The 12,985-nt window shown below is 64.3% G+C and carries 9 protein-coding genes; 1 reads left to right on the top strand and 8 read right to left on the bottom strand.

Annotation, left to right across the window (positions count from 1 at the left end):
• Positions 1 to 48: 48 nt before the first annotated feature.
• The 6 genes from IPM18_10845 to IPM18_10870 form a co-directional block, all read right to left on the bottom strand.
• Positions 49 to 2,373 carry a DUF4340 domain-containing protein gene (locus IPM18_10845; GenBank protein ID MBK9120080.1) on the bottom strand — a complete coding sequence of 775 codons (2,325 nt, stop codon included), beginning with the start codon at positions 2,371 to 2,373 and terminating at the stop codon, positions 49 to 51.
• A gap of 6 nt (positions 2,374 to 2,379) precedes the next feature.
• Positions 2,380 to 4,569, bottom strand: a complete 2,190-nt coding sequence (locus IPM18_10850) for a Gldg family protein (protein MBK9120081.1) — start codon at positions 4,567 to 4,569, stop codon at positions 2,380 to 2,382.
• The gene (locus IPM18_10855) at positions 4,560 to 5,279 is read right to left on the bottom strand and encodes an ABC transporter permease (GenBank protein MBK9120082.1); all 720 of its coding nucleotides are present in this window, start codon (positions 5,277 to 5,279) and stop codon (positions 4,560 to 4,562) included. The genes IPM18_10850 and IPM18_10855 overlap by 10 nt, the downstream gene beginning before the upstream one ends.
• On the bottom strand, positions 5,276 to 6,025 hold the full coding sequence (locus tag IPM18_10860) for an ATP-binding cassette domain-containing protein (protein MBK9120083.1): 750 nt from the start codon (positions 6,023 to 6,025) through the stop codon (positions 5,276 to 5,278). The genes IPM18_10855 and IPM18_10860 overlap by 4 nt, the downstream gene beginning before the upstream one ends.
• Before the next feature lie 201 nt (positions 6,026 to 6,226).
• A complete protein-coding gene (locus IPM18_10865; protein ID MBK9120084.1) occupies positions 6,227 to 8,338 on the bottom strand; it encodes a thioredoxin domain-containing protein in 2,112 nt (703 codons plus the stop codon).
• A 259-nt stretch (positions 8,339 to 8,597) separates the two neighbouring features.
• Positions 8,598 to 9,467, bottom strand: coding sequence for a hypothetical protein (locus IPM18_10870; protein MBK9120085.1), 870 nt, complete (start codon positions 9,465 to 9,467; stop codon positions 8,598 to 8,600).
• 307 nt (positions 9,468 to 9,774) lie between these two features.
• Here IPM18_10870 and IPM18_10875 point away from each other — a divergent pair, with 307 nt between their 5' ends.
• Positions 9,775 to 11,112: a hypothetical protein gene (locus tag IPM18_10875; protein ID MBK9120086.1), complete on the top strand. Its 1,338-nt coding sequence runs from the start codon at positions 9,775 to 9,777 to the stop codon at positions 11,110 to 11,112.
• 184 nt (positions 11,113 to 11,296) lie between these two features.
• On the opposite strand, the gene IPM18_10880 is transcribed toward IPM18_10875, so the two are convergent.
• Together IPM18_10880 and IPM18_10885 are read right to left on the bottom strand one after the other, a co-directional pair.
• Positions 11,297 to 11,932 (bottom strand): hypothetical protein, encoded by a 636-nt coding sequence (locus IPM18_10880; protein MBK9120087.1) that lies wholly within the window; start codon positions 11,930 to 11,932, stop codon positions 11,297 to 11,299.
• A gap of 195 nt (positions 11,933 to 12,127) precedes the next feature.
• Positions 12,128 to 12,739, bottom strand: coding sequence for a hypothetical protein (locus tag IPM18_10885; GenBank protein ID MBK9120088.1), 612 nt, complete (start codon positions 12,737 to 12,739; stop codon positions 12,128 to 12,130).
• Positions 12,740 to 12,985: the final 246 nt, after the last annotated feature.

Below are 12,985 nucleotides of genomic sequence, written 5' to 3' on the forward strand. Positions count from 1 at the left end.
TTGGCAATCGGCGGCGTGTAGGGGGCGCTTTGTCGTACCGGCTGGGGCTCAGGGCTGACCGCTTGCAGGCCCGGCCGGCGCCTCCGGTTGGGCCAGGTAGTAGTCGAATCCGCGGATGAGCCGTTCGGTGTCCGCGGCGGAGAGCCGGAAGATCCGGTTTTCCTCGACCAGGGCCGCTAGTCGGGGAAGCTCTCCCGGGCTCTCTGGCCGCAGGTGCAATTGAAAGTCGTGGCCGTCGGCTACCCGGATGCGTACCCGGAAGGGCGCAGCGTCCAGTTCCCAGGTGGCGAGATTGGCTTCGCGGTACACCAGGTAGTGCTCCACTCTGAGGCCGGCGAGCGTGTCAGCCAGTTCATGGAGGCGCTGCAGGTTCAGTTCGACATAGGGGTCGGGTCCGAACTCCCAGGTGTTATGGCGGCGTACGAAATCGATCGTGCCGGTGGGGGTCTGGATCTCGATCTGCGTGATTTCTCCGGCCGGCAGCGAGAATAGCCGGGTCTCGATCAACTCAGCGGTCAGCACCCGGTAGATCGTGGGATCAAGCTCGTAGATATGTGGATCGTCGTTGACTTGTGCATAGGCCATGCCATCGACCGTGGCCACCCGCAGTACGTGCTCGACATAGGGCGCTGGGGGGGGCGGGTCAGCCGATTCGTCTCCAGGAGCAGGTGAGACGGCCAGCCGCAGCCGCAGCGAAAGCGCAACTTGCTTGAAGCCATACGTATCCGTGGCGTCCCGCGCGACAACCCGCGCAGCCCGCAGACGCGACAGGTCATTGACCAGGGTGGTTACATGGGTGCGGTCCGGCGGGGCGCCGTCGGGTTCGAGGAATCGCCATTCCTCGTCCTGACTACGCTCCAGCTCATACACAATCCCTCCCCGTTCAACCGAGAGGTTCCGGAGCTGCCCCGGCAGAAACGTAAAGATTGTCCGTGAACGCAGCGCCAGGGGACCATTTGCCAGCGGCGCGGTCTGTGAATCGGTGACCACGGCAACCGCGGGGTTCCCGACCACCTGCACGTAGACATGTCGGCCGGCGGGTGTGGTCGCCCCGACATGCAGCGTCTCCGGGGTCGCCCGATCGTTGGAAAAGAGCCGCACCGTGGCACGGGGTGCGTCGAGGCCATAATCGGCGAGTGCGGCTGGCTCGTCCTCGAAGCTCGTAGCCCGTAGTTGCTCACATCCAGCGAGAAACGCCTGCACTGCGGCCGCGTCAAACTCGGCCAGTTCCCCGGTGCCGCTCCAGAGCCCGTCAGAGCCACGTTCGAGGCGGGCAGCGATACCACCCGCTTCGAGCTCGATGGCCCGCACATTCGCAGCCGCAGTCCGCAGCAGGCGAGACTCGCGCAGCGTGTCAACGTTGGGAATCAGGCCGACAAGCTGCGCTTGGTCGACCAGCGCGACCGTACCGCCGGCCGCGCGCACATAGCGCCGCCGGCCATCCAGGTCGGCCTTGCCGCCCGCAACCAACCGCACTACGCGCGCCTCAGGTGGCGGGGCAGCGTCTTCGTCGTCCGGGGAAGGATCTGGCGCAAGGGTCAACTCCACCAAGAGGTAGGGAGTGTGCAATTGATACCGCTCGGGCTCGGCAACGCTGTCGGTCACGAAGTCCACGGCCGTCAACTGGGTCAGCGGCGTCAGCAATTGGGTGCGCACGCGATCGGCTTGCGCATAGGTGGTCAGTGGACTGTTGAAACGCCATTCCCCTTCCGCGCGTGAGAGAGAGTAGTTGCGGCCCTCGTGCTCGATCCGCACGCCCACAATGTCCTCGGTGCGGACATCCAGCAGGCGGTTCGAGCGATAGTCCCGCAGTTCGGTGCGGATCTGGGGCGAAAGATCGCGCCGCACCACATGGATCGTGTCCGTGCCGACTACACGTACGTAAGTATCGTTGGTGAGCACCACCTGGCGACCGATCTCGAGTGCAATCTGGGTTCCCGTTTCAGACGTCAGCGTGATGGTGGCTTGCGGTGACGCTAGCCCGGCCTCTTCGGCAGTGACACCACCGGTGCTGCCTGGCCTGAGGACTTCGCGCGATTGCAGGCCGAGCAGTGTGTTGATCAGCCCGACCACCTTGGTTCCGTCGGCGTTCGCGCTGAGAGGGGTCACGATTCGCCAGGTGGACATACGGCCGGAATCGGCATCGGCCTTTGCGTCGCGTTCGAACACCAGCACCGGACGCTGGGGGCGTTCGACCTGAACACGCGTGATGTCGTCCGCTGCGGGCCGTGGATCCAGCACGTAGCGAGTGTCATCCTCGGGAGTCGTGGCTGTCGCGGGGGGCGTGTCCCCGTCCCCGCGCGGAAAGAACAACCAGGCAGCGCCGACTGCCAGCACGAGCAAAAGGAGAACCGCTGTCGTCCGGAAGTTCATCGGCCGTTACCTCCGCCGAACCAGCCACGCCCCCACACCAGCGAGCAGCGCGGTCGCCGGCCATACGACCACGAGGATCCAGGGCAGCACCCGCGTAGCAGTGTACTCGTCGAGCCGTTGAAGACGCGGTACGCTCGCAGAACGTGGTCCGACTGCGATGCGGTCGGCCTCACCGGCCAGCCAATGCAAGCTGTTGAGCAGGAAATCGACATTGCCCGAGAAGAGTGGCACCTGCACCAGCAGCGCCCCCACCTGCCGCAGGGCGGCCTGGTTGGCAAACTGATCGTCGAAGACCCGTTGCGCACTCAGCACCACAAGGCGCCGGTCCTGCGGTCCTTCCGCGGCCACGGCGAGTGGGAAGGGGGGCGGTATGAGGTCCGTCCCGCGCTCCAGGCCCTGTTCCAACCGACCAGGACTCGCCAGCAGCTCCTGCAACCGATTCAGGTCGGTTACAGCCCAGATGCTCTCGGTGTCCGGCACGGATAGCAGCGGCTCGATCCGCAGGTTTGCCGGACGAGACTCCGCCGGGAGGAGGCGTAACGGCGCGGCCAAGGCAACCGCAAATGTTTCTCCGGCAAGCGGTGCCATGATCGGATGGGTGCCGAGCGTGAGGTCCCGCGGGCTGGTCAACTGCAACCCCCGCCGGCGCGGCAGCCAGCGGCCTGGACGCTCCGGGTGCGGGTCAAAGCCCACCACACAGTTGGTATAGAGCGGTTCAATTCCCCAGCTTGTCCGCAGGTAATCCTCGTACTCGTACACCGCGGTCGCGAACGGCAGCGGCGACAACGATTGGATGTAGCCGGTGACGAACAGCGCGCGTCCGGACTCGGCCACCGCATCGAGCACCAGCGTGACATCTGCGGGCGTCATGGTCTGCGGAGCACCGGGTTGCAGCGGGTTCGGATCGCTTGGAGTCGGCGGAAACACGACGTAGATGGTGCGTGCGGCTTCCGCGATGTCGGGCGCTTGTTTCTCAGTGGCGACGTCCCACTCCGCGGTTAAAAAATTCGCCTGGGTCAGAGTCTGGTTCAGTTCCTGGAAAGGGGCCCGCGGCAGCGACTGCGGCATCATCGGATTGAACTGATTCATGTCCGGCTCAAGCAACGGGGGGCCGCCGAACCGTGTGAATACCACCGCCGTGCGTTCCTTTTGTGTGAGTCGCAGGACTGCGGAGGAAAGGGCGGCCTCACCTGCAAAGACGCGCCCACCGCCTCCGGCCTGCAAGCCGCGCTGGTCGAAGGGCCAGACCTCGTAGTGCGGGATGACAAACGCTTCCCGCGCGCTCTCTACGAGAATCGGCGGAGCACTGGGCCAGCGTTGCAGTTCCGCGTACAACGACTCAAGTGCCACCGGCCTGAGCCCCTGAGACTGTTGCAGCATCTCCCGGGCCTCACCCAGCAGCGGAGTGTAGTGCGAGCCAACGCTCAGAAAGTACGCTTCCGCCGCAGCGTTGCCCGCCGCCAGCACGTGTCCCTCACGCTGCAGGTAGCTCAGGGCCGGCTCCAGCGATGCAACGATTTCGGTCAGGCGCTCGCGCACAGCCACCGCTGCGCGGCCGTACTGCGGCAGGTCCGCCGCGGACCAGTCCACGAGTTGCTCGGCAAGCTCGGCCGCGGTCTGGGCGAGCGTCTCGAAGGTGTAGCGCAGGATGTTGAAGTTGTTCTGTTCCGCAAGCGTGGTGTCGGCCTGACCGAGCTGGGTGAGCGACTCCACATCGCCGGTGGTGAGGTCCTGAAAACGCCGGTTAAATTCCGCGAAGCGTTCGAGCAGTTCGCGGTGCGGGCGGGCCTCGTCCGCGTAGGCCGGCAAAGCCCGCAGATCCGCCAGCAGGTTGCGCGTCTCCTGTTTCTGGGTGCTGGGATCGAGCACGCGGGTTGTGACCCGCGCGCCACCAGCGGCATCATAGAGGTCGAGCAGGTCCTTGATCTGGCGGCGCTGCTTGAGGGCCTCCTCGTTGCGACGATCCGGCTCGGCAAAAATCGCCGTGATACGGATGTTCTGGTCCAGCCCGCGCAGGAGCTGGACCGTACGAGAGCTGAGACTGTTCTGCCCGGTGCGGGTCAGGTCGGCACGATACGAAAACCGGCTGCCCGCCCACAGGACAGCCGCAACCGCGAGCAGTGCGAGCGCGATCTGCAACGCGACGTTGAAACCGAACAGCACCCGCCGCTGGGGGGCGTCAAGCACTACCGCCATCGGCGCGACTCCACGACTTTTACGGTGAGAAACAGGAAAAGCAGGGCCAGGGCGAGGAAGAAGACCACGCCGTCGGTCGGCAACTGGCCACGCGCGAACAACGCAAAGCGACCCATGATATCGAGGTGCCGCAGGGCCTCACGCAGGTGGCCCTCCGTGGTGCTCACGAAATACTGGGCTCCAAAGACAATCAGCATCAGCGGAATCGCGCTGAGGATCCAGGCCACGGCCTGGTCGCGCGTCAGACTACTGGCAAACACGCTGCACGCCACGTACAGGCAGCCCAGCAGCAGAAGGCCGAGGTACAGCGCCAGGGTCTCGCCCCAATCAAGCTCACCGAAGACCTGCATCAGGATCGGCAGTGGCAAGGTTCCGGCGAGCATGAACAGGTAGAAGAGCAGAGCCGCAAAATACTTGCCGAAGACGACCTGCCCGTCGGTCACGGGCGCCGTCATCAGGGCTTCGAAAGTCCCGCTGCGATACTCCTCGGCGAGGGTTCGCATCGTCATTGCCGGGACAACGATCGCCAGGATGAAAGGCGACCAGATGAAGATGTCCCGCAACGTGGCCAGGGCCCCCGGCATAAACGTGCTCTGCATCAGCGCCATGACGCCGATCACAAGCCAGTAGCCCGCCACGACCACGTAGCCGATCGGCGAACAGAACAGCGCGAGCAGTTCCCTCTGTGTGATGGCCGCGGACACTCTCATGCCACCGCTCCTGACTTCGCCGCACGGGCGCCACCGCGCGCCGCGAGGATCGCGGACACGAAGTAATCCTCCAGCGAGGCGTGTTTCGCCCGGAGTTCTTCAACGGCGCCGGACGCAATGATGCGCCCCTCAAACAGGATCAGGATCCGGTGGCAAACGGCTTCGACTTCAGCCAACGTGTGGCTGGAGAAGAGGATCGCGCGGCCCGGCGCCAACCCTCGCAGTAACTCGCGCGTCTCGCGGACCTGCGTTGGATCGAGCCCCACAGTGGGTTCGTCAAGAATCAGCACCTTGGGATCATGCAGCAGGGCATCCGCAAGACCGACCCGCTGGCGAAAGCCCTTGGAAAGCTGGCCGATTGGCCGGTGCTCCACCTCTCGCAACCAGCAGCGCTCGATGACCCGCTGGATCGCGACCTCCCGGGCCGGAGCTGCCATGCCGCGCAACTTGCCGCGGAAGTGCAGGTACTCGCGCACGCGCATCTCCGGGTAAAGCGGCACGGACTCGGGCAGGTAGCCCACGGCACTGCGCACCGCCAGGGACTCCTGCACGACGTCGTGCCCGGCGACACGCGCGGCCCCCGAGGTCGGCGGCATGTAGCCCGCCAGGATTCGAATGGTCGTGGTCTTACCGGCTCCGTTCGGACCCAGAAAACCGAAGATCGTGCCCGCGGGTACATTGAACGAAATCCCGTTCACCGCACAGCGGTTGCCATACCATTTCGCGAGGTTGCGAACTTCGATCACCCGTCACTCCTCCCGCGGGGGCACGCGGCGCCCGCAACATGATTGGCAGGTGGTCCAGCACCTCCGCAGGCCGGCTTCATCCGCTGCGGGACAGCACCCGGGATGCCGGAGCAGGCCGGACTGCACTTCATCATCGCCCCGCCAGCCGGCCAGCGCGACGGATTCTACGTAGCAGGTTCCGGGAGTCAAGCCGCGCGGCAGCTACGTCAGCAGTGCCGCGAGCGCCGCGGGTGTCGTGACCGGCGGCGCGCAGGTGCCGCGGCGGCACACGTAGGCGGTCGGCTGCCCGTCCAGTGGCGGCCGATTTGCCAGCATGGGGAGGCGTGTGTTCGGCTGCGCCGGGTCGTGCCAGGCGAGCACGCGGTTGGGAAGGTAGCACGCATAGACGGTTCGGAGCAGGGCCTGAGTACGTTCATCCGCGCGGGGACCCACGACGGCAATTTCAACCGGTCCAGCCGTGGCGAATTCGACGCCGCACAGGAAACGCTCCGACGACCACGGGGATTGGCGCACCGCGCGTGCAAACGTGACCAGCATCTGTGCGGCGCACTTCTGCGCGGCGTGATCCCCGAGCAGCGCCCCCAGCCGCAGCAAGTTCAACAGATGCACCGAGTTGCCCGAAGGAACGGCTGCGTCACGCAAATCCTTGCTCCGCGCGATCAGTGCTTCATGATCGTCGGCCGTGAAGAAAAAGCCGCCCTCCCGCGCGTCCCCGTAGTGCTGCTGCGTAGCGGTGTGCAGCGTAGCGGCCATGTCGAGCCAACGGGGTTCGAAGGTGGCCTCGTACAGTTCGAGCAAACCATCGATGAAGCAGGCATAATCGCTCAGGAAGGCCACCGGCAGCGTGCGGCCATCATGGTAAGAGCGGTGCAAGCGGCCAGCGCACCATTGATGTTGCAGAATGAAGTCGGCGGCGCGCGTGGCGGCCGCTACATAGCGGGGTTCGTCAAGCACGGTACCCGCCCGGGCCAGAGTTGCGATCATCTGGCCGTTCCACTCGCAGAGAATCTTCTCGTCGCGGGCCGGTGCCACGCGGCCAGCGCGCAAGGTGAGCAGTTGCCGGCGTGCCCGGCCGAGACGCTCGCACAGTTCGGCCTTGTCGACGGAGAGCATCTTGGAGCAGCAATCAACATCGCGCAAGGCGCGCAGCACGTTCTTGGGCACCTGGGGGTGGTGCGGGTCGCGCCAGTTGCCCGAGTCGCGCACATCGTAATGCGCGCAGAACAGAACACCGTCTTCCTCGCCCAGGGCCGCCAGGACCTCGGCTCGTGTCCAGACGTAGTAACGGCCTTCCTCGCCTTCACTGTCGGCGTCACGTGTGCTGTAAAATCCGCCCTCCGGCGCTGTCAGGTCGTCCAGCACGTAGTCGCAGATCTCGCGCGCGATGCGGGCGTAGAGCGGTCTCGCGGTGTACTGGAACGCATCGAGATAGATACGGGTGACCAGCGCCTGGTCATAAAGCATCTTCTCAAAATGCGGTACATGCCACTCGACGTCGGTGCTGTAGCGGTGGATACCCCCCCCGAGTTGATCGTAAATGCCGCCAGCGGCCATGTGGTCGAGCGTCAGTGTCAGCATGTGCAGGTAACGCGCCCGGGCCTTGTCTTCAGCCGGACGGCGGTGGGCGGCCCGCAACAGAACTTCGAGCGCCATGCTCGGCGGGAACTTGTTCGTCGTGCCGCTGAGCATCCCGCCGCTGACGGTGTCGAATCCACTCGCGAGCGTCTCCGCGGCCTCGTCCACGGTGGCAAGTGTAAGCGCGGCGCCCGGCACGCCGCCGGGCTGCAGCCCTTCGCGGACGACTTCCGTGAGCCGCTCCGCCTGGGTGACGATATCCGTCCGATGCTCACGCCAGGCCTTCGCGACCGCCTCACACAACTCCACGAACCCGGGCCGACCATAGCGCGCGCGCGGCGGAAAGTACGTTCCGGCAAAAAAGGGCTTCAGGTCCGGCGTGAGCCACACGCTCATCGGCCAGCCGCCCTGCCCCTGGTTGAGGGCGAGCGTGGCTTGCATGTAGATCTCGTCGAGATCGGGCCGCTCTTCGCGATCGACCTTGATATTGATGAAGTGATCGTTGAGGATTGCGGCGATGGCGGGGTCTTCAAAGCTTTCGTGGGCCATCACGTGGCACCAGTGGCAGGCCGCATACCCGATGCTGAGGAAAATGGGCTTGTCACTCTTCCGGGCGGCAGCGAGCGCGGCCGGGCCCCATTCGTGCCAGGCAACCGGATTGTCGGCATGTTGGCGCAGGTAGGGGGAGGTCGCGGTACGTAGAAGATTGCCGGATGCGGTGGCGCTCGTCGACGTCATGGCGGTGCTTATCGCTCCATCGAAACTGCAGGGCCGCGCCACGGATAGTGCGCTGCGCGACTGCGCTGCGGATGCGGCGTCCTGCCGCCGCTGCGCCTTCGACCCTCTGAACGGGTGATTGTTTGCGCGCCGAGGGCCGAATTCAAACCGGCCCACAGAACAATGTGCGGCACGCAGGGCATTGCGCATGCAATACGCCCCGACGGGGAGACCATCGGGGCGCTAATGAATATCAACAGATTGCCGGACGAGAGTGCGGCTAGACGGCGCGGCGCTTCAGCGCACCAACCAACCCCAGCCCGAGCAAACCAAGCAGGGCGGCGCCGGGCGCCGGCACAATCTCGAAATTGTAGGTGGAGATGTTCTGGCCGAAGCCGATGGTTACATTGTCGACCGCACCACGGAAGTTCCCCGTCCAACCGGACCCCACACCCGCACTGATCCCCATGACGTGGAAGTTCCCATGGGTGCTGATCCAGTTGCTCAGCCGGATGTTCTCCGTGTAATACTGCCCGCCGTTGGGCAGCGTGTTTGTCGACCACATACGGTAATTGCCACCGAGGACGTCGTCCGTGATCCACGTATCCGTGGGTACACTGGCGGCGAAACCGTTGTAAACGCGCTCGAAGACGACGTAGCCCTGGTTGCCGGTGGACGAGTCCCACAGGTAAAGCCGTAGCACGGGATGCAGATGTCCGGCCACACTCGAAGCCCCATCACGATACCAGTCGTAGCTGAGGGCGCTGAGGTTCCCCAGCAGACCGAGACTGTTCGCGGTGTTCAATGCGGCCGAGCGATTGCCGGTGAGGCCATTGATGGTCGGGTTCAGATAGTACTCGACGTCGGCCTTACCGGAGTTTGTGCTTGTGTCAAAGAACGCAGACGCATTACCCGACCTCGGCAGGTTGTTGCGAATGCCGACCACCGTCGAATCGGTCCGAACATTGTTGTAGGACCAGCCCGTCGATCCGAGGCCGGTTCCACGACTCGTAGTTGCGAACGGGGCACCGTAGCCGCTAAAGCTGTCGCCGGCACCGGCGTTGTTCGCATACACCACGCCGGCCTGGGCCGCGGTGCCGAGCGCTCCAACCAGCACCATTCCGAGCGCAAACCCTCTCATACCACCCATTAACCTGACCTCCATTCGGTTTCCTGTGACCGTCCGGCAGGAGTCACTCCCTGCGACCCGCACCGGTACCGATCTCTATTTTCGGGGAAATGCACCCACCGTTCGGCGCCTTCACCCTCTCCACCGGGAGCGTAACCGAATGAAACCCGTTTGATCAAGTAGGCCAGGGGGTTGGGACGAATTTTCTTTCGCGGGGATGTACATTCCCACAGACTTGCGGTCGGGCGACAGGGGCCACAAAATGCACATGTGTATCCGAATTTCCGGTGCGCCACTGTGCCGGTTCGCGCTGTAAGGAGAGGTACTCATGCTGAATCGCTTCAGTCTCGCTGTTGCGACCCTGTTGATCGCTGTCGCGGTCGCCATGGCCCAAGCCCCCGAACCCCGCGGCCGCGTGGTCGTCATCGTCGACAACTCCGCGTATCCGGAATTGAAGGAGGGGCTTGATAAGTACGCTGCCCACGTGTTGGCGAGCCACCGCATCGTGGTCGAGCCCCGGCCGGACGACTACTACGAAATGCAGCCCCCCGCAATTCGCGACCGCTTGCGGAGCGAGTACCAGCAGCGGCGCCTGCCGCGGCTGGTGGGCGCCATCATGGTGGGCCCGATCCCGCACGCCTGCCGGAGTCACGATCCCAAGCAGATCATGGTCCCTTTGCCGCTTTACTACGAGGACTTCGATGCGGTGTACGAGGACCGCAACGGCGACGGCGTGTACAGCGATGACGAGATCACGAACGACCGGGTCCACAACCCGACCGAAATCTGGACGGCCTGGTGGGTGCCACCGGCACTGGAGCGCGAAGCGCAAGTCCGCCTGCTGAAGGGCTTTCTCGACAAGCTCGACCGCTATTACCGGGATGAAATCACCGGTCGCGACCAGATGCTCTGGACGGCCGGCAATGTCGTGAAAGTTGAGGACGTCGAGGGCTGGTCCGTGCTGCTGAAGGACACGATGAAACCGCTGGACCAGCAGCTCCGTACGTGGGCCAAGATCGGCCAGGACACGGGCACCTTCCGCCCGTTCAAAATGAAGGACGAACACGGCCCCACGGACTTTGTGAAGGCCTTCACACTTCAGCCGTGGCAGCATGCACACATCATCGCCCACGGGAATCAGCGCGGCTGGTATTGGGACAATACCGGTGTCTGCGTGGCGCGCGCCGCCGGTGACAAGCCCGAGTGGAGTCTGCTGATGGACGTGAGCACGTTCGGCGGTACGGCGGCGAACATCGTGACGACGTCGGGCTGCAGCAATGGCAACTTCCGTGGGGATTACGTCGGCGAGCACTATGATCGGGCGCTGGCGAATATCCTGTTGTTCTCACCGGAGACGATCACCATTGCGTACTACGGCGCAGCTTCACCGCAATCCACCAGCGGTTTTGCATCCTATTGCACGGAATTGATTGAGTCGCTACGCGCCGACGGTGACAGCTACCTTGCCGAGGGCTACTTCAAGAAACGCAACCACGACTATTCCTGGGGGACGCAGCACTTCTTCTTCCGCGGGGGCGATGAGAAGATCCTGTCCGGCGATCCGTTCGCGCGCTACCGCGATTCGAAGCCCTGGCCGGCGGACAAGCTGAAGGAGATCGAGGACAAGATCGCGGCGGCCAAGTGGATCATCACGCCGGAATGGTAGGCGAATCGGTTAGCCGACCGCGGCTATGCGGAACAGGGATGATGGAGGGCGGCGTACGGCACGACTCTGGGCGGGTGCGATCTGAATCGGGGGGGAATCGGGGGAATCAGCGCCGCACCGTATGCGGTTGCCACGCGGCATGCGTTGCCGACACGAAGGCCACAGGGCCCAGGGGAGTCGTGCATCAGCCCCCGACGATCAGGCGAAACACAAAGACGTACGCATTGCTGAACGGCTCGTCGCGAAAGAAGCTCGTGGGGGCGTCCGGCACACCCACGAACGGCCGCAGAATCCAACCCATCTGGATACCGACGAAGGCGTAGAGTGCGAGCCAGGAAGCCAGGGCGACGCGGTGAAGCGCGTTGCGGCGAATCAGCTCGCCGTAGTAGCGGCGGATGACGACCTGCCCGCCGAGCGTGGCAAGCGTGAAGATGCCGGTGTTGAACAACAGAGCGCTGCGATAACTGGTTTCGCACCAGTACCAGAAGTGTGTCAAGGGTGCGAGGCCGGCCAGCGTGATGCCAAGTGCGGCCTGGCCGGCGAGGATCGCCTGCACCGCGGGACGCAGGTCATCGCGCAGACCGAGGACGGTGTTGATGGCGAAGAACGCGGGCAGGCAGAGTGCGGTCGTCGCCAGCAGCAGCAGCGGGACCTTGGTCGCCGAATACAGGACCTGCAACCAGCGCTCCGGTGGATCGAGCGTGAAAGTGCCCATCGCAGCACCGTAGAAGGCGCCGAAAGCCAGGATCATGAGCACGAGCCACCGACCGCGGCGCTCATGGGGACGGGCCACATGGAAGGGGCCCGCCCCCCGCAGCAGTTGGTCCGTAAGCAGCAGTCCGGTCTGAAACATGCCGTCTTACTCGATGAGCTTCTGCAGGGCGGAGTACAGGCCCTGGAAGAAGTTGCCGCTGCGCGGGCGAAACCACATGAAGGGCAGGTCGGGATGGCCGATGAAGGGACGCAGCAACCAGCCCATCTGCGCCCCGACCAGGCCGTAGATGATGACCCAAAGCTAAAAGACAAAGCGCGCCTGGCCGACGGCTTCGTCCATATGTACCGGGGGAGTGTCTTTCATGGAGGTAGGTTCCCGCGCCGGGGACTCTGCCGGGGTGTCTTTCATCTGTCGAAGTGCGGCACTGCGGAGCACGTTGAGCGGGAAGCCGAGCGCGACGGCGCCGGCCAGACCGAGCAGAATCACGTTCAGCAGGACCATGAAGTGATAGCTTTCAGTGCTGAAAGTGAAAAAGCCCAGAATGGGGCCGAAGGATGCCGCCACGGCGAGGTTCACGACGATGGCACCGACGAGCAGGCGCAGGGTCGTGGGCAGTGTCAACCGGCAGCCGACGAGGGCGTTGAATACGTAAAGGGAGGGGAAGGTCACCACCAGCGTGAGCAGAAACAGGGCGGGCAACTTCAGCATGCTGGCAAGCAACTGCCAGTAGTTCGCGGGGTCGCGGCTGAAGATGGCGTACCAACCCATGAAGAAGCCGTACCCGGCGCCTAGGATTACGGCGAGAAACACGAAGAGCCGCAAGGACAGGCGCAGTCGTCCCTGAACGAGATCCTCCGCCTGGGTTGCCCGTCCGCGCAGCAGATCATCCAGTTCGCGCAGACAGGAGAGCATGGTGGCTCCTCGGTGTGTTTGTGTCGGTCACGGTACCTGCCGGGATGAATTGCTATCCTGATGCGCGCAGCATATCCCGTCGGAACGGGTGGTCTCAAGGGCAGGCGCGGCTCTCAAACCGGAAACAAGCACAAGTCCCCCGCGCCACTTCGTTGCAAGATCGAGAGAGGGGCCATGTTCAGCAGATTCTCGACCCTTCCCAATCCCTCCCGGCGAGCGAGGGGAGATGCCGGGATAGCTTCAGTA

The sequence above is a fragment of the Phycisphaerales bacterium genome (assembly GCA_016716475.1).
GTDB lineage: Bacteria > Planctomycetota > Phycisphaerae > UBA1845 > Fen-1342 > JADJWG01.